The sequence below is a fragment of the Geobacillus sp. FSL W8-1251 genome (assembly GCF_038005945.1).
GTDB lineage: Bacteria > Bacillota > Bacilli > Bacillales > Anoxybacillaceae > Geobacillus > Geobacillus stearothermophilus.
In genome coordinates this window covers 1,895,555-1,921,940 of sequence record NZ_JBBOUF010000001.1, presented here as the reverse complement: position 1 = coordinate 1,921,940, position 26,386 = coordinate 1,895,555, and the positions used below count along the sequence as shown (strand labels likewise).

Annotated in this window: 23 protein-coding genes and 3 pseudogenes; 3 read left to right on the top strand and 23 right to left on the bottom strand. The window is 44.6% G+C overall.

Going from position 1 to position 26,386, the window contains the following annotated elements:
- Nucleotides 1-34: 34 nt before the first annotated feature.
- From NSS88_RS10085 to NSS88_RS16755, 3 genes and pseudogenes are all read right to left on the bottom strand, one after another.
- Nucleotides 35-574: an IS630 family transposase gene (locus NSS88_RS10085; RefSeq protein ID WP_053915469.1), complete on the bottom strand. Its 540-nt coding sequence runs from the start codon at nt 572-574 to the stop codon at nt 35-37.
- A complete protein-coding gene (locus tag NSS88_RS16760; RefSeq protein WP_425268994.1) occupies nt 528-707 on the bottom strand; it encodes a winged helix-turn-helix domain-containing protein in 180 nt (59 codons plus the stop codon). Before NSS88_RS16760 ends, NSS88_RS10085 begins: the two co-directional genes overlap by 47 nt.
- 178 nt (nt 708-885) lie before the next feature.
- Nucleotides 886-984 (bottom strand): annotated as a pseudogene (locus tag NSS88_RS16755) (hypothetical protein); the annotation flags it as partial.
- Nucleotides 985-1,569: 585 nt separating this feature from the next.
- Here NSS88_RS16755 and NSS88_RS10075 point away from each other — a divergent pair.
- Nucleotides 1,570-1,863: pseudogene (locus NSS88_RS10075) on the top strand (transposase); the annotation flags it as partial.
- A gap of 1,597 nt (nt 1,864-3,460) precedes the next feature.
- Here NSS88_RS10075 and NSS88_RS10070 read toward each other — a convergent pair.
- The 18 genes and pseudogenes from NSS88_RS10070 to NSS88_RS09980 all read right to left on the bottom strand — a co-directional run bounded on the left by NSS88_RS10070 (nt 3,461) and on the right by NSS88_RS09980 (nt 23,628).
- The gene (locus NSS88_RS10070; protein ID WP_025949790.1) at nt 3,461-4,384 is read right to left on the bottom strand and encodes a glycosyltransferase family 2 protein; all 924 of its coding nucleotides are present in this window, start codon (nt 4,382-4,384) and stop codon (nt 3,461-3,463) included.
- 14 nt (nt 4,385-4,398) lie between these two features.
- Nucleotides 4,399-5,244 carry a dTDP-4-dehydrorhamnose reductase gene (gene rfbD, locus NSS88_RS10065; RefSeq protein ID WP_025949789.1) on the bottom strand — a complete coding sequence of 282 codons (846 nt, stop codon included), beginning with the start codon at nt 5,242-5,244 and terminating at the stop codon, nt 4,399-4,401.
- Nucleotides 5,241-6,254 carry a dTDP-glucose 4,6-dehydratase gene (rfbB, locus tag NSS88_RS10060; RefSeq protein ID WP_341084283.1) on the bottom strand — a complete coding sequence of 338 codons (1,014 nt, stop codon included), beginning with the start codon at nt 6,252-6,254 and terminating at the stop codon, nt 5,241-5,243. The genes rfbD and rfbB overlap by 4 nt, the downstream gene beginning before the upstream one ends.
- A 2-nt stretch (nt 6,255-6,256) precedes the next feature.
- Entirely contained in the window at nt 6,257-6,814 is a 558-nt protein-coding gene (gene rfbC, locus NSS88_RS10055; RefSeq protein ID WP_053915197.1) for a dTDP-4-dehydrorhamnose 3,5-epimerase, read from the bottom strand.
- Between the two features lie 18 nt (nt 6,815-6,832).
- Complete coding sequence (gene rfbA / locus NSS88_RS10050) at nt 6,833-7,720, bottom strand: glucose-1-phosphate thymidylyltransferase RfbA (protein WP_025949786.1); 888 nt, start codon at nt 7,718-7,720, stop codon at nt 6,833-6,835.
- Between the two features lie 61 nt (nt 7,721-7,781).
- Nucleotides 7,782-9,071 carry an oligosaccharide flippase family protein gene (locus NSS88_RS10045; protein WP_075261376.1) on the bottom strand — a complete coding sequence of 430 codons (1,290 nt, stop codon included), beginning with the start codon at nt 9,069-9,071 and terminating at the stop codon, nt 7,782-7,784.
- On the bottom strand, nt 9,049-9,930 hold the full coding sequence (locus NSS88_RS10040) for a glycosyltransferase family 2 protein (protein WP_025949784.1): 882 nt from the start codon (nt 9,928-9,930) through the stop codon (nt 9,049-9,051). Before NSS88_RS10040 ends, NSS88_RS10045 begins: the two co-directional genes overlap by 23 nt.
- Nucleotides 9,931-9,980: 50 nt before the next feature.
- Nucleotides 9,981-10,211, bottom strand: a pseudogene (locus tag NSS88_RS10035) (sugar transferase); the annotation flags it as partial.
- 92 nt (nt 10,212-10,303) lie between these two features.
- Entirely contained in the window at nt 10,304-11,437 is a 1,134-nt protein-coding gene (locus NSS88_RS10030) for an IS4 family transposase (RefSeq protein ID WP_121678437.1), read from the bottom strand.
- Between the two features lie 697 nt (nt 11,438-12,134).
- A complete protein-coding gene (gene galU, locus NSS88_RS10020) occupies nt 12,135-13,016 on the bottom strand; it encodes a UTP--glucose-1-phosphate uridylyltransferase GalU (protein ID WP_025949781.1) in 882 nt (293 codons plus the stop codon).
- A 142-nt stretch (nt 13,017-13,158) separates the two neighbouring features.
- Nucleotides 13,159-13,587: a hypothetical protein gene (locus NSS88_RS10015; protein WP_341084274.1), complete on the bottom strand. Its 429-nt coding sequence runs from the start codon at nt 13,585-13,587 to the stop codon at nt 13,159-13,161.
- Nucleotides 13,588-14,268: 681 nt separating this feature from the next.
- The gene (locus tag NSS88_RS10010) at nt 14,269-15,210 is read right to left on the bottom strand and encodes a YveK family protein (RefSeq protein ID WP_341084273.1); all 942 of its coding nucleotides are present in this window, start codon (nt 15,208-15,210) and stop codon (nt 14,269-14,271) included.
- 9 nt (nt 15,211-15,219) lie between these two features.
- On the bottom strand, nt 15,220-16,818 hold the full coding sequence (locus NSS88_RS10005) for an O-antigen ligase family protein (RefSeq protein WP_025949153.1): 1,599 nt from the start codon (nt 16,816-16,818) through the stop codon (nt 15,220-15,222).
- Nucleotides 16,819-16,832: 14 nt separating this feature from the next.
- Nucleotides 16,833-17,318: a tetratricopeptide repeat protein gene (locus tag NSS88_RS10000; RefSeq protein ID WP_053915189.1), complete on the bottom strand. Its 486-nt coding sequence runs from the start codon at nt 17,316-17,318 to the stop codon at nt 16,833-16,835.
- 384 nt (nt 17,319-17,702) lie between these two features.
- Nucleotides 17,703-20,414, bottom strand: coding sequence for an S-layer protein (locus NSS88_RS09995; protein WP_341084268.1), 2,712 nt, complete (start codon nt 20,412-20,414; stop codon nt 17,703-17,705).
- A gap of 372 nt (nt 20,415-20,786) precedes the next feature.
- Complete coding sequence (locus NSS88_RS09990) at nt 20,787-21,566, bottom strand: hypothetical protein (RefSeq protein ID WP_049625131.1); 780 nt, start codon at nt 21,564-21,566, stop codon at nt 20,787-20,789.
- A 45-nt stretch (nt 21,567-21,611) separates the two neighbouring features.
- The gene (locus NSS88_RS09985; protein WP_341084266.1) at nt 21,612-22,964 is read right to left on the bottom strand and encodes a C40 family peptidase; all 1,353 of its coding nucleotides are present in this window, start codon (nt 22,962-22,964) and stop codon (nt 21,612-21,614) included.
- 154 nt (nt 22,965-23,118) lie between these two features.
- Nucleotides 23,119-23,628, bottom strand: coding sequence for a hypothetical protein (locus NSS88_RS09980; protein ID WP_033013768.1), 510 nt, complete (start codon nt 23,626-23,628; stop codon nt 23,119-23,121).
- A 209-nt stretch (nt 23,629-23,837) separates the two neighbouring features.
- On the opposite strand from NSS88_RS09980, the gene NSS88_RS09975 reads away from it, so the two are divergent.
- On the top strand, nt 23,838-24,248 hold the full coding sequence (locus NSS88_RS09975; protein WP_049624694.1) for a helix-turn-helix domain-containing protein: 411 nt from the start codon (nt 23,838-23,840) through the stop codon (nt 24,246-24,248).
- Between the two features lie 181 nt (nt 24,249-24,429).
- Here the strand turns inward: NSS88_RS09975 and ssb are convergent, their stop codons facing one another.
- Nucleotides 24,430-24,789, bottom strand: a complete 360-nt coding sequence (gene ssb / locus NSS88_RS09970; protein WP_276521818.1) for a single-stranded DNA-binding protein — start codon at nt 24,787-24,789, stop codon at nt 24,430-24,432.
- A gap of 271 nt (nt 24,790-25,060) precedes the next feature.
- Here ssb and NSS88_RS09965 point away from each other — a divergent pair, with 271 nt between their 5' ends.
- On the top strand, nt 25,061-25,498 hold the full coding sequence (locus tag NSS88_RS09965; protein ID WP_033013755.1) for a YwpF-like family protein: 438 nt from the start codon (nt 25,061-25,063) through the stop codon (nt 25,496-25,498).
- 211 nt (nt 25,499-25,709) lie between these two features.
- Here NSS88_RS09965 and NSS88_RS09960 read toward each other — a convergent pair whose 3' ends face one another.
- Complete coding sequence (locus tag NSS88_RS09960) at nt 25,710-26,372, bottom strand: class D sortase (protein WP_049625969.1); 663 nt, start codon at nt 26,370-26,372, stop codon at nt 25,710-25,712.
- Between the last annotated feature and the right edge of the window lie 14 nt (nt 26,373-26,386).

The following is a 26,386-nucleotide window of genomic DNA, read 5'->3' as shown; positions in this document are numbered from 1 at the left end:
TATATACATACAACATGAAGAGTTAGCCTTTCCGTTATCCTGCACATCCTAAGCGCTGCAGCACTTCCTCCGGACGTTCGTGGATGTCGTCCACAAACCGAGCAATGGCCTGGACGATATCGTCTCGATTTTGGTGAAACACATTGGCGATCACGGTGTCTTTCAGCCATTTCCATAAGCGTTCAATCGGGTTCAGCTGTGACGAATAGGGAGGAAGGGAAAGAAAGTGAAAACACTGCCCTTCTTCCCGCCAAAATTCCTTGACCATGTTGGCATGGTGAATGCGGGCGTGATCCAACACCAAGATGATGAGACGGTCTGGATCGCGCTCTTTAAGCATTCTCAAGAAATCCAAGAACGTCGCGGCATGGGCAGCGGTCGTTGGATGAAGCACCGTTTCACCATCGTGGATGTTGACCGCGCCAAACCGCGATACGTGGGCATGATGGCCGAACGCCGGCACTTGTTTTTGGCGGCCGACTTCCGACCATGTGGACCGCAAGACATGGTAAGAGCGGATATGGGTTTCATCGATGTACAGAAGAACGGCATCTTCTGTCTCCTTGGTGATCAAGTTTTTTGATCAGATCCATTTGCTTTTCCAATTGCTTTTGTCGATCCGGATTTCCTTTCGCCAGTGTGTACGTCGGGCGAGTCCATGACAGACCTTGACGGTGCAGGAGTTTTCGCAGCGCTTCGCGGGAAATGGAAACACCGAATTGCTTGGCGACATAGGATTGCAGGAGTTTGGTGTTCCACGTCGAAGCGACGTCCCAGCCCAGTTCCCACGGGAGTGGTGGTCAACACAAGCTGTTTGATCTCTTCCTGCTGTTCTTCGGTGAGAAACGGCTCCCGCCCGGGGGCGAAATCCCGATGAAGCAAGAGCTCCAGACCGCCTTCGTTGAACAGCGACACATAATGGGAAACGGTTTGTCGGCACACGTTGACCATGGAGGCCACCTCTTTGCCCAAATAGCCTTCCATGACCAGGCGAACCGCCATCACCCGTTGGCGAAGAAGGGCATTTTTGATTTTCCGTTCCTGTTTGCGAAGTGTCCGAGGTGTCCATCCGTGATCGTTGGTGATGCGCGGACGTTTCATAAATGATCCCGCTCCTTTTCCATTGGTTTCCTTCGAAACAGGATAACCGGAGTGGGCACTGGTTATACGAAGGTTAATCTTTTAATGGGCATGTATATGGTGAAAGCTTTTTTGCATCAAATTAAAGTAATGACTTCTGTATGAACCCTTTTTCATGATTATACTGCCCCTACATGCTGTGAACAATAGATCTTACAGCATCCAAATGAGGTGCTCCCCTTACCGGATGTGCTGCACAAATCAGAGATTAAGATGTCAATTTGGATGTATATAGATACCCGTGGTGCTAGATAAAATCAGACAAGCATAAAAAATAGCCCTTGCATGAGGATCTCCTTAAAATGAAAGTGCAACCAAACATCAAAAGAAGAAGTTCCCATGCAAGAGCACTTTCATTTTACAACAGATCGTGTTAAACTTCCAAAACAATATGCATCGATTTTGCTTTTTGTATCGGCTCAACGATCGTATAACCTCGGTGACAAAGGGTATATCAGCCAAAAGCTGCAAAAGAAGCTGTACGAAGAGCACCGAGTCGCTTTTTGGACGCCCGTTCGAAAAAATCAGCGAATTCGCCAATCGGACGCATGGAAACAGTGGATGAAGCGAAAACGCAAAGTGGTGGAAACCGTGTTTTCGATTTTAGTCGATTCGTATCGGATCACCGAGATTCGAGCGAACTCGGTTTCTGGATTTGAAACGGCACTGGATGGTATTTTACTGGCTTACTCGCTTGTTGTTCTTGGGCTAGTTGAGCGTTAAGACTCAACTAGCACCACGGGTATATAGATTAATTTTCAAACTTACTGTAGATGAGCAAATTCACTAACATAAATTGACAACCAAACAAAAAAGGAGACATGAACCGGACTCCTTGGGTAAAATAGGCAAGATATTCCCATTGATGTGATCAAAAAACAGCTCCATGTCGCCTAAGGGGTACCCTGTTTGCCTCTCAGAACATGGAAATTATTGTAATCAAAAATGCTCATCTACAGAAACTTATATAAAGGCTCTATTGCTTAGCGTAAAAGCCTCTACCTATATCAATCTCTCAAATTAATCTTATTAAACTTCAAATGAATATAAATTAAAACATTGAGATAGATAATAAAGAAGTATGATATAAAATGCCTTATATACGAGCCATAATCAGGTTCGAAAATACCATGGACAGCAATTATGCTTAGCAAAAAAATGAGTATATTTTTTTGTGTTGTTGACAATTTATTATAGTTTTTAATATTGAAGAAAATAATGTATGAGTTTAATAACATATATATGACAAAAAAAACATATTTTATATTTAGCGACACAAACATTATCTCTAAAGGAAATAGCAATCTAAAGATATTTAGTAAATAATTAAAAAACATTATAAAATTATTATTTGAAATGAGCACATCTGATATTATAGTTTGAGCATCTACAGAACCCATTCGATAATAATTTAAATCTTCTCTAATGTAGAATATTCCGAACAAATATTTATTTGGAACCACAATTAAAATAAAAATCACAATTAATGCTATCCAAAGTCTAGATTTTTTATGATTGAAAAACATAAAGAAGATACAAAAATATATAAAAACCAACCCGAAATAAGTTCGAAAAAAATAAGAATATAAAAATATCAAAATACACAGGACCAAAAACAATTTTTTACTCTTCATTTTTTTTAAGACCACTGAAAACAGGAGGGAGAATAGAAATGTAATCCACTCTTTACTAATATGAGTAACATAAATCACCAATAATACTATTGACATTGGCAACCAAAACGCCAAAAGCAAATCCATTCTTGGTATTCTTATGAAAGACATTGATAATAAAAGAATAAATACGGTTATAAAAGTTAGAATTAAGGCCCATACATCCCAGATATAAATATTAAATATATTTAAAAAATTGTAAAATTTAGCACTGAAATCGAAAGCCTTATCACCTAAATTAACCCCGGAACGCATTAAATATAAAATTTTATAAGAGTCATAAAAATATTTTTCAGAAAAAATCTTATACATCTCAAGTTTAAGAGGAAAACACAACCCTAATAAAAAAAATAATAGTGAATAAAATAAAAAATAATCTCTTTTAGAGGCACTGTTAAGATGTTTCATAATTTTATCCTCTTCCAATAATGCTTGTATCAAAAACGTATTTGAAACAACATCAAATCACCAAGGTTGACAGGAGAGAAAAAAGTTCAAACCATTCTTCCAAATATCATTTACTGTAGTGAAACAAATTCACTAACATAGATTCACATCCAAATTTCTTTGTGAGTGCAAGGAAGGTATGTTCTGGAATAGTCAAAGTACAACTTTTGGTAAAGGATCAAAAATTGCATAAAAAACGGTTATTTACCGATATTGACTAACGCTCGATGGATATACAATAATCTTCTCCACTTTTTATTCTGATTCATAATAAATACTTTTAAGAGTTTTTTTAATGCCTTATAGTATGCATAACAGAAAGCCGTAAAAGTCTTCAATTTTCTTTTTTGAGTCCGCTTGACAAACCAATACCCATTCCGAATATCATAAAAGGCTACAATTGGAGATAGATTTTTTTCTCCACCTGAAGATGCCGATACTTTATGATGTACGCGAGATTGCGGAACATATTTAATTTCCCATCCATATTGATTAGCTCTAACATTCCAATCCGTCTCTTCATAATACAAAAAATAATCCTCACACATATACCCTACCGTTTCCAGCACCTCTCTCCTGAACCCCAAACTACACCCCGTTATATAATCCACTTCTTTTACTTGATCATACTGCCCTACATCCTCTTCTTTAATTCCTATATGCTTTGTCTTCCCTGTCCAGGTATTGACCTTGCCCCCCGCAAACCAGATTTTGTTCGTCCCGTAGTAGTAAATCTTGGAACCAACAATCCCTACTTGTTTGTCGTTTTCTAACGTTTCTACCAATGGAGTGAGTGCATTTGGATCTACTACTGTATCGTTATTTAAGAGCCAAAAATATTGATACCCTTGCTTATACGCTTCTCTGATTGCGACGTTATTTCCACCAGCAAACCCTAAATTCTCTCCGGTTTGAATGAATGTAATGGATAAATGAAATTTCCCATCGTTGTAATCTTGTTGAAGTTTATCAAATGAGCCATCTTGTGAGGCATTATCTACTAAAAACACGTGAAAATAAGGGTACGTTAAGTGCTCTAGCGACTTTAAGCATTCAAACGTATCGTCATAAGCGTTCCAGTTTAAAATAATAATCGCAACATCTTTATCCGTTACTCGCTTCAAGTGCTATCACTACCTTATAGTTTAATTCTTATCATAAATTCTTTCAATGCTTCTCGCCAATTTCTTATGCCACTAAATCCATTCAACTTAAGCGCCATATGCTCAAACACGGAGTAAGTAGGCCTTGGCGCTGGTCTTGGGAAGTCTTTTGTTGTACAAGGATTTACCTTGACTTTTATCCCAGCTTCCTCAAAAATTGCTTTCGCAAACTCATACCAAGAACAATGCCCAGAATTAGAAACATGGTAAACGCCGTATTTTTCCGTTTGAATCAGTTCCAAAATGCAATTGGCCAAATCTACTGTGTAAGTTGGACATCCGACTTGATCATGGACAACCATCAATTCATCCCGTTCTTGAGCCAGCTTTAACATGGTTTTGACAAAGTTATTTCCATGTTTCCCATAGACCCAAGACGTTCTGACGATAAAAAACTTCGAATGCAAGTCGCGCACAAACTGCTCACCGGCTAGCTTACTTTTACCATACACGCTAAGTGGATTCGTCGGCGCAAATTCGTTGTACGGGGTATTTGCCATTCCGTCAAAAACGTAGTCTGTGCTAATATAAACAAGTTTTGCTCCTACCGCTTCTGATGCGACAGCGACGTTTCTCATTCCGTATGCGTTAATTAAAAACGCTTGGTCTGGCTCGGATTCGGCTAAATCGACTTTTGTGTATGCAGCGGCATGTATGACAACATCAGGATGAACTTCCGCAATAACCTGTTTCACTAGGTCAAAGTTTGTGATATCTAACTCTTCCCGTCCATACCCATACACTTCAAAGCCTCGATCAGCGAGCGCATCGACTAAATCTGTGCCAAGCTGGCCTTTTGCACCTGTTACAACTACTTTCATAGCTTGTCACCATACTGTTTTTGATAGTAGTTCATGTATTCACCGGATTTCATATTTTTCCACCATTCTTGGTTGTCGATATACCATTGGATCGTTTCTTCGATGCCCTCTTCAAAGGTATATTGCGGCTTCCAGCCAAGCTCTGTCATAATTTTCGTTGGATCAATCGCATAACGGCGGTCATGCCCCGGACGGTCGGCCACATATTTAATTAACTCTTTCGAAACTCCGAGTTTTTCAACGATTATATGCACGATTTCATTATTGGTTCGTTCATTATGCCCGCCGATATTGTATACTTCCCCCGGTCTGCCTTTATGAATGACTAAATCAATCGCCGCGCAATGGTCTTTCACATGCAGCCAGTCGCGAATATTTTGGCCGTCACCGTAAATCGGAAGCTCTTTTCCTTCCAACGCGTTCGTGATCATGAGCGGAATCAGTTTTTCAGGGAAGTGATACGGCCCATAGTTATTGGAACATCTCGTAATATTCACATTGAGACCGTACGTTTCATGATACGCCCTTACAAGCAAATCTCCGCCAGCTTTGCTTGCCGAATAAGGGCTATTTGGCGCTAATGGCGTTTCTTCGGTAAAGTACCCCGTTTCCCCAAGTGTACCATACACTTCGTCCGTTGAAATTTGCACATATTTCTTAATATGGTTGGCTTTCGCCACATCTAATAACGCTTGCGTGCCCAATACATTGGTTTTTACGAAAATTCCAGGGTCTGCAATGCTGCGGTCGACATGCGATTCCGCCGCAAAGTTTACGATAACGTCAATCTTATGGGTTTTCACAAGATAATCGACTAACTCACGGTTATTGATATCGCCTTTCACAAACGTATAATTAGGATGATTTTCGACATCCTTCAAGTTTTCAAGATTGCCGGCATAGGTTAATAAATCATAATTGACTACTTTATAATTTGGATATTTCTCAAGCATGTAACGGACAAAGTTGCTGCCAATAAAACCTGCTCCGCCTGTGACTAAAAGATTCATTATTATCTCTCCCACTCAAAGTTGATTTCGGCATCGGCTAATAATGGATGTTTCGTATCTTTGTCAGAAAGAATTGGATTCGCTGTCGGCCAATCAATGCCTAACGCTGGGTCATTCCAAAGAATGCCGCGGTCATGTTCTGGAGAATAGTATTCATCCACTTTATATTGTACTTCCGTATTTTCCACTAGCGTACAGAAACCATGCGCAAACCCTTTTGGTACAAGCAATTGCTGTTTATTCTCCGCACTTAAAATAAACGCTTGCCACTTTCCAAATGTCGGTGAACCTTTGCGAATATCGACAACGACATCATAAATCGCCCCACGCGTCACGCGAACTAATTTCGTTTGTGCCTTTGGGTTTAACTGATAATGAAGGCCTCGCAACGTTCCCGCTTGTTTTGACAATGAATGATTGTCTTGAATAAAATCAAGATCAAGCCCATATTCCACAAACAGCTTTTTGTTGTAGCTTTCCATAAAAAAACCCCGATGGTCGCCGAACACTTTTGGTTCAATCAATAACACACCGGGCAGTGAAGTCTCGATCACTTTCATAACAAGCACCCCGCCATTTTATAAATAGATTGGTTTCTTTTTCTGATTCGCGATATCTATTAAATATTGGCCGTACTGGTTTTTCTTTAACGGCTCCGCTAACTTTAACAATTGTTCCCGCGTAATATATCCTTTTACATAAGCGATTTCCTCAAGGCAAGCAACCTTTAAGCTTTGGCGTTTCTCGATTGTCTCGATAAACTGCGAAGCCTCCAGCAAAGATTCATGCGTGCCGGAATCCAGCCAGCAAAAACCTCTCCCCAAAATCTCCACATGCAATTCGCCAAGCTCCAAATATTTTTTGTTCACATCGGTAATTTCTAACTCGCCACGTGCGGAAGGCTTAATGCTTTTCGCAAATTCAACAACCCGGTTATCATAAAAATACAACCCTGTCACCGCATAATTGGACTTCGGATGTTTAGGCTTTTCTTCAATCGAAATGGCTCTGCCATTTTCATCAAACTCTACAACGCCAAAACGTTCAGGATCATTGACATAATAGCCGAAAATCGTTGCCCCAGTTTTGCGCTCAACCGCTCTCTGCAACAACTGAGTTAAACCATGACCGTAGAAAAGATTGTCTCCTAAAATCAGCGCAACATTATCGTCACCAATAAACTCTTCACCAATAATAAATGCCTGTGCAAGACCATCCGGAGAAGGTTGCACGGCATAGGATAATGAGATTCCTAAGTCTGAGCCATCTCCTAGCAATTCTTTAAAACGAGGTGTGTCACTAGGAGTAGAAATAATCAAAATGTCTCGAATACCAGCTAACATCAAAACAGATAACGGATAATAGATCATTGGCTTATCATAAACAGGCAATAATTGTTTAGATACTGCTTTTGTTAACGGATAAAGGCGGGTACCACTCCCGCCGGCTAAGATGATGCCTTTCATACATATCTTCTCCTAATCCATATGCTGCTAAACTACTTTAAATTAACGTATTAAGCACCTGTCATGATAATAAACTAAAAAACTTTTTATACTGTTTATTGATCATCATTATAAAAATACTCCCCACAAATATACTAATCTCCACAAAAATCATACAAACCATTATTCCAATTCCTTTTAAAGAATACGTAACAGGAATGGAGAGAATTAAAAACAGTGTTGATGTAATAAGATACATTTTTCTCATTTGTACATATTTTTTCATAGCTAATATAAATGGATTAAGCAATACATTGCAAATAGTAAACCCAATCATAATTGAAGAAAATCTCATCATGTTAGTAATATAATAATTTTTATCACCGGTTACCCATTTAATGAAAATCGCTGAGGAAAAAAAACTGATTACACTAATTGTAAAAGAACAAGCTATGACCAAAAATGCTGTTTTCTTTTTGATTTCATTAAACCTTTTATAATTATTAACATATACATTGCATAAATATGGATAAATAGCTTGAGCAAAAGGTTGAGATAGCCCTACAATGGCACTTGCAATTTTTTGAACTATAGAATAATAACCTGCATATTTGTTTCCAGCAAAAATGCCAGTTATGATAACAGCCCCTTGGCCATAAACATTTCCCGCTAGAGTGGATATGAAAACATTACTGCTATCTTTTATTTCCTGTAATAAATGCCTAAAGTTAAAATTTAACTTTAAATTTCTTACACTTATTGAAAACTTAATTTGTAACATTGAAAATCCTATAAAACCCGCAATCAATATCCCTGATGCTTGAATAATTGAAGCAGTTATATAATCATCTTTCTCCTTTACAAATAAAAAAATAAGAACAACAGACAATATTTTTATACTGATATTAATTGCGGTTATATAATTCATTCTTTCTACCCCTTGGTAAAACCACGTAGGGAATAATGCATTACCTATAACTATCATAAAAAAGATAAAATATATTGGATAATACTTAAAAAAAATTGGAATAAGAATAACAATGACTGTTAAAAAACCAAGTGCTATACATAAAAAAATTAACTTAGCTGAATACACATTGGAAATTATTTTATTTAATCTTTCTGAATCATTTTTATGTAGTGCTACATCGCGAGTAGCTGTATAATTAAATCCAAAATCAACAAAAACACTTAAATATTGAGCAACAGCAGTAGCTATAGCTATTGTTCCATATTTTTCGCTACCCAATACTCTAACAAGATAAGGAAAAGTAATTAACGGTAAAATATAATTAGAACCTTGTAGTATTGATAAAGATATAACATTTTTTAACACTTGTTTATTAACCTTAAGAAGAAGTCTTTTTAGCAATTTTTACATCCTCTTCATTTAAATATTTTTTTATTTCATTACTAGCTATTTGGGTATATTGATTTAATATTTTTTCTTTAGTCTGGTCAGATGAATATTTTTCGATCAAATAATGCTTTAAGTATGCGCTCAATCTATAAGTCACCATAAGCATCGATAGCCCAAAACCTTGGAAACCGTCGGCATAACCCTTTTTCCTAATAAATCGATTAATAAACTCTTTGAACATAATTATAAGAAGCTTTGCTATACTAAATCTTTCGCCTGCATCAACAGCATTTTTCGCTTCAATCGTTGTATACCTGTTTAACTTCTCTAAAAAATGCTCAACGTCAATATAGTTAAAATGGATAAATCCCAATGATTCATCTTTTAATTTGTAAACACGCGCTGACAGATCGAGATTTGAACCCTTATGAATCCTAGTCCCATACTTCATAAATTTTTTCTTAAAAAAACGCAACTGCATATCTTGTAATGGCCCCCATCCTGAACCTTTCATTCTATATCCAAAAAAATAGTTAATACGCGGGATGAAAACAGCATCATACTCTCCAGATTCAGCAATTTCAATAAGCTTGTTCCTCAACTCAATCGGAACTATCTCATCTGCGTCAACAACTAATATCCATTCATTTGAGGCTTTTTCAAGAGCAAATTGTCTTGCTGGCTCAACATATCCTAGGCGCTCATGCATATAAATTTTATCTGTATACTCTCGTGCAATCTCCACCGTCCTATCGTCACTATACATATCCACAATAATAATTTCATCTGCCCATTTAACAGATTCTAAACAGTTGCGAATATTTTTTTCTTCATTGAATGTATTAATCAAAACGGAAATATTGGTACTCATTACGTCTCTCCCTCTGAAATCATGAATAGCTTAAGCTACGGCATTAAACATTAATAAGCTCCCTTTCTTAAAAGGACCATGAACACTGTTTTTACGAGAATCACTATATCTAAAAACAACGATTGATTATATACATAAAATAATTCCACGTCTACTCTCTCAGGATACCCAACCTCACTTCTCCCGCTTACCTGCCAATAGCCTGTAATTCCTGGCTTGACTGATAAGAATTTTAAAACTCCCATTTTATAACTTTTTAGTTCTTCCTCGATCACTAGTTCCTTTCCAATAAAACCTATTTTTCCTTATTAATGGCTCTTCACCACAAAGTGTACTTGACAAAGAAAGACGATTATGATAGCACGAGTGTTGATTATCCAAAATTAGACATACGCCTTCCATAAATTTGGGCATACTCAAACAAAGCAGCGGCCATCCCGGATTTCCAATCGAGAGGAAGCTGCCCAGAGAAAAAACGGCGAACAAACGAAATGAAGGAAAGAGAGACGTTCGTCCGTTTTTTGGTTTGATCATACAGCCATCGCAGCAACACATACGCGATGAACGCCGCAAACAGTTGGTTGTATACCGCATTTTCCGTCGTGCCAAACAAGGTCGGGACATTCAGATATTGCTTCACCCAACGGAAAAAGATCTCAACAGTCCAACGTTGTTGGTACATGTCGGCAATGGTTTCCGCAGACGCATGGAAGAGGTTCGTCACGACCCGAATGTCGCGGCCATTCGCATCTCGAAAGATCACTACCCGGTGACGCTTGGTGGAGCGGTATTGTTTCGTTCCCAACTGGCACGTGAAGTCGGCTTGAACCGATGAAGATGCGCTCGGAAGGCGGTTCAAGCTTTTTTTCTGATGAAGTTCGATGTTGTCCTTCATCCGAATGACAAAGAGCTGATGCTGCTCCACAAATCGATCGAGGCGTTCGATTTTGAAATACGCCCGGTCTTCCACCAGCACTTGTTGAGCGTTCGTCAACTGTTCTCCCACCGGGCCATCATGACGCAGTCCGATGGTTTCCACCACGTCTGCCGGCAACGAGGATTCCGGCGAATACGCGACGTGCAGCTTCACTCCGGCGCGTTCGCCGTGATACGGAGCCCATGGGAGGCGGTTTTTCCCGACCGTGACGGTCGTCGAATCCACCACCCGAAGCGGTTTGGGAAACCGAAGCGAACGGCGGGTTTGGCGGTTGCACTTGGAAATGATCAACGCCAACAAGCGTTTCATGATGTCATAGGGAACTTCTTTCGCTTTCTTGGATACTGTGGAATAATGGAATCGCGGCAATCCATACAGAGGCCCCACATCGGCTCCGTGGCGAAAGCTTTTCCATTGATGCATGGCGGCCAGCAGGAAGAAGTGAATCAACTCGCGCAACGTAAAGGTTCGAGACGAATCACGATACCCAACCGCTTCGGCAATCAGTTGAATCTCTTCATCCGAAACAAGTTTTTGCATCAAATTCGGGAGTGTGGTATGCTTGTTCATAGAGAGCACCTCCTGGGTTTGTTTGTGTTGCTACTCACATTCTACAGGAAAGGTGCTCTTTTTTCTATACCCTTTGGATTTTATTGGATAATCAACACGCCTGATGATAGAGAAAATCAAAACAGCATTTTTCCTTTTTATACCACACGTCTCTTTGAACAACATTGCTATCATGTTTGTCTTTAAAAGTCAAGTACATCTTTTGGTGATGAACCTTATTAATGACTCTTCACCACAAAGTGTACTTGGCAAAGAAAGACGGTCATGATAAAGAAAATCAAAACCGTGTTTTTCCTTTTTATACCACACATCTCTTTGAGCAACATTGTTATCATGTTTGTCTTTAAGAGCCAAGTACATCTTTTGGTGATGAATCTTATTAATGGTGCACTGGTCAATTTAGTGAATATCAGAGCTTGTTACATGTAAGAATTAATCTCTTTCTTAATAAGCGCTATTCGGTCTAATCATTATTTTAATTGTTTTAAAAAAGACGGGACCTTTCGGATCTTCAAGTGTAATCAGGATCGCGACGATGAGAAACAGCTACGAACAAATCCGTCCGATGATCGTCCCGTAAGATGTCCATGATTGGCTTGGCCATTCAGCATCTTTCTTATCATTGGCGGTAGGCAGTTTCGATTGTTGCTGTCCCTCCCCCGCTTCGTCAACTTCTATTCCACTCTTTCTTTTTCTCTTACACCTTCTCTGCTACACTTTCCAATAACTGTTCCATAAATGGGATCAGTTCCTTCCGCAACTCCTCATTCTGCACCGCAAACTCAATCGTCGTTTTGATAAACCCGAGCTTCTCCCCGACATCGTACCGCTTTCCTTCAAATTCATACGCAAAGACGCGCTGAATTTCGTTCAGCTTTTGAATCGCATCGGTCAGTTGAATCTCCCCGCCGGCGCCGGCTTCTTGTTTTTCAAGGAATAAGAAGATCTCCGGCGTGAGGATGTATCGTCCCATGATCGCTAAGTTGGACGGCGCGGTGCCTGGCGCTGGTTTTTCGACGAATTGGCGGACTTGATAGCGGCGTCCGTGCTGCTCCAGCGGGTCGATGATGCCGTAGCGGTATGTTTCGTGGTCTGGAACTTGTTTGACGCCGATGATCGAGCTCAATGTTTGTTCGTATTGGTCGATGAGCTGCTTGAGGCACGGCGGGTCGGCTTGGACGATGTCATCGCCAAGCAGCACAGCGAACGGTTCATCGCCGATGAAGTTGCGCGCGCACCAGACGGCATGTCCCAACCCTTTCGGCTCTTTCTGGCGGATGTAGTGAATGTCGACTTTCGACGGCTCTTTCACTTTTTCCAGCAAGTCATATTTTCCTTTTTCCATCAAATTTTGTTCAAGCTCAACAGCGATGTCGAAATGGTCTTCGATGGCGCGTTTTCCCTTGCCGGTGACGATGATGATGTCTTCGATCCCTGAGGCGATGGCTTCTTCGACGATGTATTGGATCGTCGGCTTGTCGACAATCGGCAGCATCTCCTTCGGCATCGCCTTCGTCGCCGGGAGGAAGCGCGTGCCTAAGCCCGCGGCTGGGATGATCGCTTTGCGCACTTTTTTCATGTAGTACGTAACCCCCTATGTATAGTTGGCCCCTATGCCCTCGCGCATCGGTGCAACCGCCGTTGCGCCGATGCGCCGATGCATATGGGCATAAAAAACAGCCCCTTTTTGGGACTTAATTTGGCATCCGTGATTTTAGATTTCAAATTTCTTTTTCATGATCGATCAGTTTGTCAAACATCTCATCGGATCGACGCTGCAAGTACGAGACGGTGACATCGACGGATTTTCTGATGCTCGTGACATCATTCAACATGAGGGCTTGATTGTGTTTGGAAATGTGCAGCTCTTCGAGGATTCGCTCTTGCATCTGCTTCATGCCGACCATCTCGTGTTCTAATATTTGTTGGCCTTGTTGCAGCTGGGTGACATCACGTTGCAATGCTTTCTGACCTTCTTGCAGTTGGGTGACATCCTTCTGAAGTTGTGATACGTCTTGCTGCAGCTGCGATACGTCTTGGCGAATGTGCCCGACTGTGCCTGTGCCTTCCAACCGCTCAAGCCTGTCTTGGCCTGGTTTCAGTTCTTCTTGCAAGACGGAACGAAGCAATTCTTTCAGCTCTTGGCTCATGGCTTCATCTCCCTGCTCTGATGAATAGCATGGCCAGTGAAGCACATAGAAACAAAATCAGTTAGATCGGGCATCGAACCCGCCCTCACGCCACACCCTCGACGACGGGCGTCTAAGGTGCTAGGACCGTCATCGTCCCCACCCACGGCATGGCCGAGTGCCTCCATTGATAACGGTAAGGAGACATCACCGCCATCTTTTCTCTTTTAGATGGGCCAGCCAACCCACAGCTGTCCTCTATGCACGACCTTTTTTCAAAAGGGACGGATCAGACAACTTCCGCGAAAAAGCCTAGAAAGTCGGTGATGTAGTGGAAATTTGGGAAAAGCCGACTCTTCTCAAATTGAGGAGTCCTGTAAAATCAACGTCCCTCTTTCAACCGAAAGCAATGGATTCCACGGAATCGGTCGTTTTTCACCATTCTCCTAGAAGGCCTAGCGATTTAGTGAAAAGTCACAAGAAACGAACTCTTTTCTCAAACGGAGAAGATTTGGAAAATCGGCGCTTCTCTTTCGGCTGAAGGCAACAGGCTCAGCGAAATTGGCCGTTTTTTACCAGTTCTCTAGAACCATCGATCTTTCCCTGCTTCCTCATGATGCCCAAAACAAACGCAGGTAGTGAGTGCATCAAGTTGTTCCATCTATGCAAGCATCCTTCTCTCGAATGAGCTGTTCCTTTTCGTTATCGCCCCGATTCCTCCCAATAACGGCGGAAAAAGACCATTCCTGTTCCAATCATGGCGCCCGCCACAAAAGCAATCGCCATATTCAAGAGCGGTTTCGGGCTGTCGGGTGCTTGGGGAACGACGGGAGCAGAGATGGTTAAGATTTTATTTCCAATGGAAAATGTCTGTATAAAATCCCGCAACTGCTGCTCCTTATTGACGTATTGACGGTAACGGTCAGCCAACGATTTGATTTGATTGCTCAACTCATTTAAAGCAATTAACTCTTTTTCCGAAAGAGATGAAATATTACGTAGGTGGTCTGAGTCTAAGGTCATGATATATTGGTTATTATAGGAAATCACTGCATCAAGCAAAAGGGACGGCGGCAGCTTCAAAGACGCTGCTTCCTGACGATAACGTTTGATGGTTTGCTGCAGTTGAACATGCTCTTTTTGTTTCAGTTTCATGAAGTGGTGGAGATCTTTCTCAACACCTGTTTGAATATCTTTCCATATAGATTGGTTCACAGCGTTTAAAATCCCGTCCAACAGCTTTTTGGTGTCAGAGGGATTGGCCGCCTTGAGGGTGACACGGACCAAATTGGTATTCGGCACATTTTCAACGCTTAAACTCCCTTTGACTTGTTCCGCCATATATTTTCCTTGCAAATGCGCGTTTTTGATCCCCTCTTCGATCACAGAAAGGGATTGCACACGCTCCATATAGGCCGAGGGCGTAATAATCTCATTGAAATAACTATCCGTTTCATCGAATTGTTTTCCGGGCACGATCCCATTATTCACGGATACCGTAGCGTTGGCTGAGTATGTTGGTTTGATCCATACAAAACTAGCCAGCGCGGAAAGCATTAGCGCTACAATTGTTGTAGACGCAATGATCCATTTTCCTCTCCATATCGTTTCGATGAGTTCTCGCAAGCTAATCGTTTCATCCATCATCCGTTCCTACCTTTGACTGATTTGTTTGGTTGTTATGCGTGAAAATCCGATGGAAACACCTAGTCCCACCCAAAAGAATACAGCAGTTCCAATAATGGAATCGTTAAACATGCCTTGAATGGCATAAGCCATCAGACCCGCGGAAAGCGCTGCAACATATGCATTGAGGCGTACGTGGACAGAACGCAGCAACTGTATGAGGCCCCCCGCTATCACAACTACTAAGGCAGATAATGCTACGATCCCTGCTCCAAATGCCATACCGATATACATATTGTGGGGCTTATCGACAATCACACTATATCCTTCACCTAAATTCGAATTTTTTTCCGGATCATCTTGATTAAAGAAATACGGAAATGTATCTAGTCCATATCCTAGAAACGGCTTCTCAGAAATAAGTTCTAACGCTTTTTCCCAAATAAAGGCCCGACCTGATCCCGGTGCTATCCCCGGTCCCGGGAGCTCAGGAAGTTTGTATTCCTGCTCATCGGCATAGGCCAATGAGCCGCTTACAACCTTTTTCGTGATATTTCCTGCTATTTGCTTGATATCCATTATCGCTTCATCCAATGCTGCTTCTTGCTGATGATGCTGTTGAAACGGATTGTACGGGATGAAGAAGCCAATGGTCTCATCCCAAACACGGCTATTGTGTTTCACAAAAGGAATGTAAATGGCAACAAAGGCGACAACCAATACCAAGCTCGAAAGAACCGCTGTTTTTTTCTGTTCAGCCTTCACAAACATATAAATGAACAACGGACTCATCAACACTAGCGTGACAAAACCACTGCTGGCAAGCGAAGAAAGAAGCATGGCAAACGCTAATGAGGCGAATAGACCATTGACGATTTTTCGCCACAGTCTTTTTTCGAAAATCGTCAAATATGAGAAAAGAGCGATGAAAAAAGCTGAAATCCCGCTCACATAGTTTCCGTGGTTGATCGTAGCGAGAAAGCGGGAGCCTTGAGCTAGTTTTGCTCCTTCTGGGAGACTGGAATACAGCAGGTTTTGCACCCAATGGAGCTTTAATACGTCATAACCAAAGAAATTGACGATCCCCAATATCGCATTCATGATGACAAATGGAGTGAAGCAATAAATGAGCCATTGGATGCGTCTTAGGGTGTAGCGTATATTAGACGCAATGAAAAACAACATCAAGTAGCATAAATACGTGATCGTTCCCTCATGCCGGTCATACATTCCGTACAAGGCCAATGTTTTATAGGGCGCCAAAACAGCTGACAACGTCAAACAGACAGCTAAAACTGCTAGAGCGATGTTGATTTTTGTTTTCGGAATCTGGTAGTTCAACACGAATACTTTATATAGAAAAACAAGGCTGAGAAACGCTGTAGAGACAAGAAACACGATAAATTTATAGTATGTAAATACATCCGCTTTTTTTCCTGTGTCCAATACATCGGTTTGGGTAATCGACGGGCTGATAAAGTCGCCAATATGCACTCTTGCGATCAATGGAATGGCCAGTACAATGAATGCCAGCCCCCAAAACAATATCGCATCGACCCGTTCCATATCCAGTTGGTCCTCATGTTCATCACGTTCAATATTTAAATATTTATACCAATCAGACATGTTCGCTTCTCACCTTATGATGATTTTTGATACTGGATTTGAGACAACAGTTCATCGATTCTAGCATGATACGTTTCTGATCCAGGCAACTGTTTGCTTTTCTCCAAGTATGCTTTCGCTTTCGCATACTCACCGTTGTAATACAGAATCTCGCCAAATTGCAACGTGAAAATCGGATCCTGTTGCAAGAACGGCCTTTTTCTAATCGCTTTTTCGTAATAAAAAGCAGCCTTCTGAAAATCATTTTTCATCGCATACGCCAAACCAAGTGTGCGCATGATGTTGTAACGATCCGGGTATTTGCCCAGCAACGACCGCAATAACGGCAAAGCCTGCTCTGCCCGTCCCTGCTGCATCAACTGAACCGCCTGTTGATACTCAGTATAGTCTTTTAGAAACTGCTCGTCCTGTTGTTGGCCTTTCCAGTGAGCATAGCTGATTCCCGATAAAATCAAGACTAGCAGACTAAGAAACACGTATCGGTCCCATTTTCCATGCATGAGTAAATTCTCCTCATTCTGCAAAAATCGACAACCTCCCACTTGTAAATTTTAGTGCATTTTGCCCTATAAAGCAATAGGTGGTTGAAACGGCAACAGAGCAGCTTTTTGCTAAAAGTGGTTCATCACCACAACATGTAATTGACAAGCACGACATCGTTTGAATCATCACGCATCACAGCTATTCATTTACGGATTTTTCCTTACAGACGCAAGCAAGACCTATTCTGAGGCAGTCAAGTACAACTTTTGATGAAAACCTTTAAAATTCAGTTGTTTCCCTGATGATACATCATTTGAAAAAGAATCTCACAAAAGACCCTCCCATGAAAGTGAGTTCACCACTTTCATGGGAGGGTTGCTACATTGCTATACACTCCATCCTTATTTTGCTACGTTTACAACAGTAGCAGAAACATTGTTGCCAACTACATTATTATCGGTAATCTTGCCTGTTTGATTCACATCCACAATGTCAGTTGCGGACAGCGTAATCGGTTTAGACAAGTCGGTCACAGGAGACTGCAGTTTCAGATAAACCGTTTTGTACCCTTTCGAATTCTGTACTAAGTTAGTAGCATTGTTGTCTTCGTAAACATTCGATACAGTGACAACATTACCATCGACTTTTACGATAAAGTTGTTAGCAGAAAGTACTCTACTGATCATCGCATTTGCCACCGGTTCGCTGAAGTCGACACGGATGACGTCTGCGCTGGTTAAGGTCGCTGTGAACGTCGGAGCCACGTTTTCTTTCATGTATTCATTTACGGTCACGGTATCCATAACGAGCCCAGACGTATTCTTAATGTTGCTGATCGTAATGACGTGCGTGCCTGTCCACGTATTTGCCCCGGGTGCGAGCGTCACGCGGATATGTTTCGTATCTCCATCAAAGACTGCTTTCGTGACGGTCAAACCGTTGATGTTGAAGTTGGACAGGTTCAATGCAGAAGCGTCCAAGTTTTGTGTGAACGCAAATACTAATTCGTTGTTGTTGTCCGCTTTCACACCATTACCATCGTAGGCTGTATCAAGAGCTGGCTTCGTCGTTAAGCTGTCAGAGCCGCGAACGAATGTAATCTGTTTACGCTCTGCATATGCATTGTCAGCCAAGTCGCTTACTAAACCGTTCGGCAGCGTCACGGTGTATGTGCCTTTTGGCAAGGAAGAAATGTTCAAAGCAACCGATTTCGATTTTCCGTCTGTCGGCAGATATAATTTGAAATTGTCGCTAGTTGTTTTCAAATCTGCGCCGACAGCCTTAAGTACATTGTTTTCGTCAATATACTTATCGCTCGATTGAACGACTGTAATGTTGCTGCCAGTCGTGACCTCTTCGTCAAATGTCAGCACAAGATGCTCAACACCGTTAATTTTCACAACTTGGCTGCTGACGAATTTCGGCGCTGTGTTATCGGCTTTCAATTGAACAACTTTCGTGTACGCATCCCCGCTATTGCCCGCCAAGTCCTTATAATCGCTTACTTCAACTGCGTACACACCTTTCGACAAAGCAGAAGCCAACGTTGCCGTGTAGACTAAGCCGGTTGAATCAACCGAAACAGAAGCTGTTTGGCCACCGATTTTGATGGTCGGAGCGCTCAACAGTTTTTCGCTGAATGTCACTTTGACGGTTTTCGTGTTGACCGCTTCGATGCTTTGAACGACTGGTTTCGTTATATCAACCGTTGTCTTCTTGACTGTCAATTCAGCTGGGTTTGGATTGATCACATTACCGTTGTAATCGACAGCACCGAAGATTTTCAACGTCAGATCTTTATTAACCGGCACAGACGAAGATGCAAGGTTGATTGTCATTTCATCGTCGCCAGCCGTGAACTTCGGAGAAACCGAAATTTCAGTTGTTCCGTCGTACAGTTTGACTGTTCCTACGCTGGCAAGCGGTTCAGAGAACTTCACTTTCAGCGTCAAGCCGTTGTCCGCGTAAGAGAACGATAGAACGCTCGGTCTTACCGAATCAGTGGTGTCGATCGTCGTCGTGTAGGCAGGTACGTCTTTGCCGTCCAATGTCTTGACGTTTTTAATGTCGACAACATAACGTTTCGTGAAAAATTGATTGCCGTCAGCCACCAATTTCAGCGTTTTCTTATCATCGCTCAACGATGCTTTCACGGTGGAAACCGGTCCTTGGCTGTCAATCGCTGTGAGTGTAATAGCACTCGCTTTCACGACGTCATCGGACGTATCGCTTGTTCCTTTGTTGTCGATTACCGTTGCAGCATCGACCGCTTTGTTGAATTTGATTTCCAACGTTTTGGCGTTAACGGCTGTTACACTTTCCACTTTTGGAGGCAGCGCCGCTTCATACGCCGCATTGGCTTCTTGTGCTGCTTTTTGCAGTTCGGCTTTGAACGCATCGGTTACTTTCGATACATATTGGTTGACTTGGTCAAGCGCGGCTTTCGCTTTGTCCAAGTTGCCGGCTTTGACAGCGTCTTGCGCTTCACGCGCTTTCATGGCAACGGTGATGTCGTAGATCAAGCTGTCGCGCAATGCTTGAGCATCGGCTTTGAACGTCGAACGGAGGAGTTCGCGCGTCGATTGGCCGTAGACGCGGTCGAGAATGACCGTGCGCGTTTTGAGCTCGTACGAAATTTTGTGGTAGAGCTCTTCTGCTTTTTTCAGATCTTTCGCATCGACGGCTGCTTTGAGTTCTTGGCGCATTTTGTCTAATTTTGTCGCATAGTTGTAAGCGTCGATGTACGTAGCCACGCGCGCTTCGCCCGATTTCGGGTTGGCTTTGAATACATACGTTTCGTATGTAGCTTGCAAGTCAGCCAAATACGCGTCTTTTTTCGCGCCGCCGGCTTTGTTCACGACAGCAACCGCGTTTGCATACGCTTGTTTTGCTTTGTTGTAGGCGGCATATACATCTTTAATGTCCGGGAATTGGCCCGTTTCCGTTACCGTATGGCTGTACGTATAGTATGCTTCTTTCATTTGCGCTTTCGCTTGGCTGACGACCGTCGCAACGTCCGTGGCTGCTTGGGAAGCATGCGGGTTGGCGGCGACGAAAGCGCTCGCTGCTACAGCGCTGGCTGTGGCAAGTTTGACTGCTTTCTTTTTGTCCATAAAGCCTAAAATCCCCCTTCGTTTTTATGAAACTTTAAGACAATGATCCTAAACGGCTGCCGTTTAGTAGATTCATTGCCTAAAAGGTGCTAACATGAACCAAGATCATCCTGTGTGTCCAGATGATAGACTTATTAGCAAGGCTATCATTCAGTGCTAGCACTTTCACATCATTCCTTAATGTTCTACGTCTTCTATAATAATACATTTTCTTTCTAAATTCTAGCCCTAAATACAAATTTTTTAGAGAATATGCCATTGAAATTATTTCCATCGATGGCGACATTGATATGAATATGCCTGTAACAGAAATTTAGAACAATATTTTGGCAGTTTGATGGTTTTGGTTGGCAAACATTTTGTGCAAAAACATCAATCGTTTTTCTTCACCGTGACGTCCATCGGTTGGCCAAGCGTCATTTTGACGACGTCATTGCGGTCATTCAAGTACAAATCGAGAAAGCGGAACTGTCCTGCGAATTGTTCCGGACTGTTCGTGATGGAAAATTGCAGCTGCATGGCGTAATCACCGCTGTTGGCGAGCTGTTCGGCGATTTTTTTGATCTCTTCCTTCGGCACGTTGTACGCTTTTAAGTAAGAGATCGAGTCGGCGATCGCTTCGGCGTTGTCGTTGAAGAAAATGGAGAGCGTCACCGTTGCGCCGTCGATGCGGCCTTCAAGCGGCAATGACATATTTTGGCCGTATAAGTACCAGCCGAACAGACGATTTCCTTTTTGCCGCTCAATGACGAACGGAACGGATTCATTTCCTGCCTGAAGAATGTATTGCCCTTTCAATGAGCGGGCGACAAGGGCGAGAAGTTCGTCTTTTGTGAACGGCACGTATTGGATGGCAGCCCCTTGTTTGGCATACAGTCCGCCGCCGAGGCTGTAATAGACGGCGCCGCCTGCCCGTTTTTGGCTGTAGACGCGATACTCGCGCCCTTGTTTCGCCGTCATGGCGGTCTGCCATGCCGCTCCGTTCAGGCGGTATAGAGGCGTGTCGCGCAAAATGACGACTTTGCCGATCATGCCTTGTTTCCATTGGACTTGCCCCCATTGGACGGCGGCGTCAACTGTTTGTCCATTTCCTCCGAGGGCGATGGCGGCGGCGAGGCAGATGGCGGCTGCCATTTGGGATGCATGTTTCATCTTCGTTTTCCTCCTCATTTTGGTCATCGTTGTCGTTCCAGCATGCTAAAAGAACCGCTTCGCCCCCAAGTACCGCTGTTTCCAATACGATTGGTCGAGGCGGCTCGTCGTCACGCCGGTCGAAGCGCCGCTATGGATGAACTGGCCGTTGCCGATATAGATGCCGGCATGCGACGGGCTATTCGTGGTCGTGGCGAAAAAGACGATGTCGCCGACTTCCGGGGCGGAAACCGATGCGCCTGCATTCCACATCAAGGCGACGGTGCGCGGGATGGGGACGCCTTGTTGCTGGAACAGGTAGAAAATGAAGCCGCTGCAGTCAAATCCCTCTTCCGGTGTCTCGCCGCCCCAAACGTATGGTGTTCCGAGCAGTTCGGCCGCATCGGCGACGAGTTCGATGACGTCCAGCTTCGCCGCAGGGGCTTGTCCGATCAGGCGCTCGTATGTTTCGCCGTCAACAATGCCGGTTGCGGGGAGTTGGGCCGCTTGTTGGAAACGGCGGACGGCATCGGCGGTGGCGGTTCCGTAGTAGCCGGTGATGTCCGTCCAGAAGTAGCCGAGCTCTTTGAGCTTCGTCTGAATGCGCTTGACGTCGTCGCCGAGCGCGCCGATTGAGAGGCGAACCGCCAGGCGCTCGCGCTCGATCGGTGCAGGGGAGGTCGTTTTCGCTTTTACTGCGCTCGCGAGGCGGGCAACGGTTTGGTTGTCGACCGCGCCGGTCACTGGCAGGCCGTTGTCGCGTTGAAAGCGGCGGATGGCGTCGGCGGTCAGCACCCCATAGTAGCCGGTGATGTCCGAATAGGTAAAGTAGCCGAGTTGTTTAAGCTGCTGCTGCAGCTTGCGGACGTCGTCGCCGCGCGAACCGATCGTCAGCGCGTCAGATAACGTGGCCGGCTGACTTGTTGCTTTTTGCTTCAGCCGCTCAAGCGTCGCCCGGTCCGCCCGCCCGGTGGCGGGAAGCCCGTTCGCCCGTTGAAACTGCTTCACGGCATCGGCCGTCACCGCGCCATAGTAGCCGGTGATTTGCGGATAGCGAAAATAGCCGAGCTGTTTCAGCCGGCGTTGCAAATCACTGACGGCCGCACCGCGGGAACCGATGGTGAGCGTGTCGTTTGACGCAGGCTTTTTCAGCTTCGCGTAGGTGGCGTCATCGACGATGCCGGTCGCCGGCAAGTTCATCGCCCGTTGGAACGCCTTGACCGCTTCTTCGGTGATGGCGCCAAAGTAGCCGGTCGCTTGCGGATACGTGAAAAAGCCTTTTTCTTTCAAGCGCTGCTGGAGCTGTTTGATTTCAGGGGAACTCATGCCTTTTTTCCATTCCGCCGCCTGGCTGTCATCCGGGGCAAGAAAAAAGGACGAAACCATGGCAGCGGCAAAGAAGGCGTGATTCGGTTTCACGGATGCGTCCTCTCCCTTCGCCGCCCCTTCCGTTTGTTGTCGTCTTGTCCTGAGTGGATGTTCAAGATGAGGCGCGGCAATGTTCTATATTTTCAGTATATCGTATGAAAGCCATGAAAGGAAATGCTTTTTTCCATTGGGAGAAGAAAGAAGATCATGAACCGGAATGGGGTGTTCCCCGTTTCGGACGCGACAGATTGGCGAACAAGTGCGATACATGCCGGTCATCGACAAGGTAAATCGACTGCAGCACTTCATAAATGAGCTGTTTTTCCATCTCCAGCCATTCATCTGCGCGGATCGGGATGTATTTTTGCCTCGGTTCGTTCCATTCATAAAGGGCGACGGTAAACTTTTTTTGGCGAAGATCGAGCTTGACGATAAACATGTAAAGCTGGCTCGTGCATTTAAATACAAAATAGAGCTGGGCTTCCTTTGAGCAGGTGATCGTGCGGAACAGCGCCTCGCCTTCCGATGCAAAACGCATCCGTCCACCTTCGTTTTTCAGCGAGCGCAGCGAATCAGTGAAACTGGCCGGGGCGATCGTTTTCAGCCGCACGGAAAACGGATTTTTCATTTCCTTAATATAGATATGGTACATTTTTTGGGCGTGCTTCTCCCCGTTTCGTTCACAAATGACAAAATCGGCAAGATAGATGTTCACCTTGACCCCCTCTTTTTGGTTCATAATTTCCTATTTTTAACTAATTGTACTATGTCCTTCCTGGGCAAAAAAAGAGGCCGAACGACGAAATCACGGACAAATCCGTTCTGATTTAGAAACAAAGAGAGAAATGGGCGAAAAAGGAACAATCATTAGCTCCACGCTTTTCTATCTTTAAATAGTAATGATGAAAAGCGTGGTGACGAACGATGACAAACTTGGGGGAGACGCTCAAACAACTGCGAAAACAACGGCGCTGGACACAGGAACAGCTGGCCGAGCAGCTGAACGTGTCGCGTTCGCAAATCAGCAAATGGGAAAACGGCAGCCTGCTTCCTGACATTCAATCGCTCGAAAAGCTATGCCATTTGTTTAACGTCAGCGCTGATTTTTTACTCGGCAGCGAACTCGGACAGCGGGAAGTGCTGCGGGAAGTGAAGCGGCTGTATGGGGAAACGGAAATGGGTGAAAAGACGCTCGCTGTCGTCGATTATGTGCTGCGAAACCGCGAGATCAGCGACGCGGTGTACACGTTGGCGAAATTGCCGGAGAAAAAACGAAAACATGTCGAAACGATGCTGATCACGATCATTAAAGAGTGCGCCGAAGCCCTCGGCTGACTCCCGCCCTTCGACAAAAAAAGCGCTAACATCGGCTGCTAGCGCCATCGTTGGGGAGTCTTGCGAGGACACGTTCTTTCTCTTGGGGATTCGTTAAGAAAGGAATGAATGGGGAAACAAATCATCAAAACGGGAGAAAGGGAACGGATTCAGTGGCCCTTTACGGAAGTCGCGAATCCGTTTAGACGTGCTCCGGCCATTCCCGTGTTTTGCCGGAGTGGAGAAATTGGACGGAATCCGCGACGACCTCGGTCACATAGACGCGTTGGCCGTCCTTATTATCGTAGCGGCGCGTCTGAATTCTTCCCGTCACCGCCACCATCGATCCTTTCCGGCAATAATTGGCGGTATGTTCCGCTGTTTTCCGCCATAAGACGCATGGAACGAAATCGGCATCAATCCCTCCTTCCGCGTTGCGGAAATTTCTCGCCACCGCCAAGGTGACGGTCGTCACGGCTGCTCCTTCGGCTGTGTAACGGAGCTCCGGGTCTTTCGTCAACCGCCCGACAAGCACCACTTGATTGACCATACGCCGGCGCATCCCTCCTTTCCATCCACCGCATCCTTATGATAAACGATCGCGTTTTTTGCCGTAAAACTGCGATTTTTGCATTTTTCTGCGCAATCTATAAGTACAATCCCCGGCAAATGCGGACAATGCGCCAGCAATAGCGCAGCAAAATGGCGTTTTTGTCATTTCGCAGCAAAATATGTGGATGGCTTTGGCGGAGACAGGCGCATCATCCTGTTTTTCTTCCCTTCGTTGGCTATGGTATAATCATGAATAGACAATCGTGATGAGGTGGGCGACCATGAAAACGTTCAAGCTTGTCGGGCTCTCGGTGATTGACGAGGGGATGCACCGCCGGGACATTCCGTTTATTGACGGCCTGATCATCAATAAGGAAGACGGGCAAAACCGCTGGCTCGTCGAGGCGTATTTGGATGATGAATACGAACCGGTATTTGCCGGATTGAAGGAGCGGACTGAGTTTCAGCTGCAAGTGACGATCACCAACCCGGGCAACGATCCGGCGAACATGCTTGTTGCCGTCCGTTCGATCACGAAAATGAACGGCCATATTAGCGTGCTGATGGAAGGGTTGATGATCCCACGGCGGACTCATTTGGCTGAAATGGTATTGGCCGGCCTTGTTGAGAAAGGATTGCAAGGCGAGGCGCTGCTCAAAGAATTCCGCCAGCAAATGGATGAGCGGCAAGGCGTGAGAGCGAGGGACGGACGGACATAATAAAAGGCTAGAGAGCGCGACTCTCTAGCCTTTTTGTATATCCATCGAGATCGGACGGCCATCAAACGTGGGCAGCGAAATCGACATGCACAAACGAAACCGGACAGTGTGGGCAGGTCGCCGATACGCGCCATTGACGCGCGACAGCTTTCATTCACTGACGCATCCCTCGCCAAAGCGAATGCTGTCCATGTCCATTGGCATGGACAGCTTACCATTCATTGTGAACGCGTTCCAGCGAAACGGTCTGAACCGGGCGGGCGGTGACGATGTAGCGCTTCGGGGCGCGGCCGATGAGACGGAACGGATAGCACGTCGTCACCGTCAACGTCGGACGTGCCTTGTTGACGAGAACGGTCCGATCATCGTCATCGACGATGCGGATGCGGACGATGCGATAATGAACAGCTGTGTCCGCCGCCCGGATGACGAGGGCATCACCGATCCCTAGTTCCCCAAGGCGGCGAAACACCGTGTCGCGATGCCCTGACAGCACAACATGCCCCTTTCCCCCCGGCCAAGCGCTGGCCGGGTAATGGCCGGCGCCGCGGCGCAGCTCTTGCTCGCGGACGCCTTCGTATACCGGGATCGCCACCCCGAGCTTCGGAATGACCAGCTCGCCAAGATGCGCCCCCAGCGGAGCAGCGGCTTGTTCAACCGGACGGCGGGACGCGTGGGCGGCTTCGGCCGCCGATGATGGAGACGAGTCCAAGGCAGGCAAGCGGACCGCCTCTTGATTCGCTGCTTTCCAGCCAACGATGTACCAATAGCCGTTCCAACCTGCTGTTGCCGCTCCGATGGCGAAAACGGCTGCGGCCGCCCAGCGGGCAGCTTTGCGTTTCCATCGATACCGAGGCGCATCTTTTTTCCACACTGTCTGCTCCCTCT

What these genes read in the sequence shown, in the direction of transcription:
- rfbC (WP_053915197.1), bottom strand. Translation starts at nt 6,814, where the DNA reads ATGAAAGTGATCGAGACTTCACTGCCCGGTGTGTTATTGATTGAACCA.
- ssb (WP_276521818.1), bottom strand. Translation starts at nt 24,789, where the DNA reads ATGCGCCGGCGTATGGTCAATCAAGTGGTGCTTGTCGGGCGGTTGACG.
- NSS88_RS10010 (WP_341084273.1), bottom strand. Translation starts at nt 15,210, where the DNA reads ATGGATGAAACGATTAGCTTGCGAGAACTCATCGAAACGATATGGAGA.
- NSS88_RS09975 (WP_049624694.1), top strand. Translation starts at nt 23,838, where the DNA reads ATGACAAACTTGGGGGAGACGCTCAAACAACTGCGAAAACAACGGCGC.
- NSS88_RS10000 (WP_053915189.1), bottom strand. Translation starts at nt 17,318, where the DNA reads ATGCATGGAAAATGGGACCGATACGTGTTTCTTAGTCTGCTAGTCTTG.
- rfbA (WP_025949786.1), bottom strand. Translation starts at nt 7,720, where the DNA reads ATGAAAGGCATCATCTTAGCCGGCGGGAGTGGTACCCGCCTTTATCCG.
- rfbB (WP_341084283.1), bottom strand. Translation starts at nt 6,254, where the DNA reads ATGAATCTTTTAGTCACAGGCGGAGCAGGTTTTATTGGCAGCAACTTT.
- NSS88_RS09990 (WP_049625131.1), bottom strand. Translation starts at nt 21,566, where the DNA reads ATGAAACATGCATCCCAAATGGCAGCCGCCATCTGCCTCGCCGCCGCC.
- NSS88_RS09965 (WP_033013755.1), top strand. Translation starts at nt 25,061, where the DNA reads ATGAAAACGTTCAAGCTTGTCGGGCTCTCGGTGATTGACGAGGGGATG.
- NSS88_RS10015 (WP_341084274.1), bottom strand. Translation starts at nt 13,587, where the DNA reads ATGAGCCAAGAGCTGAAAGAATTGCTTCGTTCCGTCTTGCAAGAAGAA.
- NSS88_RS10030 (WP_121678437.1), bottom strand. Translation starts at nt 11,437, where the DNA reads ATGAACAAGCATACCACACTCCCGAATTTGATGCAAAAACTTGTTTCG.
- NSS88_RS09995 (WP_341084268.1), bottom strand. Translation starts at nt 20,414, where the DNA reads ATGGACAAAAAGAAAGCAGTCAAACTTGCCACAGCCAGCGCTGTAGCA.
- NSS88_RS10005 (WP_025949153.1), bottom strand. Translation starts at nt 16,818, where the DNA reads ATGTCTGATTGGTATAAATATTTAAATATTGAACGTGATGAACATGAG.
- galU (WP_025949781.1), bottom strand. Translation starts at nt 13,016, where the DNA reads ATGAAAAAAGTGCGCAAAGCGATCATCCCAGCCGCGGGCTTAGGCACG.
- NSS88_RS10040 (WP_025949784.1), bottom strand. Translation starts at nt 9,930, where the DNA reads ATGAGTACCAATATTTCCGTTTTGATTAATACATTCAATGAAGAAAAA.
- rfbD (WP_025949789.1), bottom strand. Translation starts at nt 5,244, where the DNA reads ATGAAAGTAGTTGTAACAGGTGCAAAAGGCCAGCTTGGCACAGATTTA.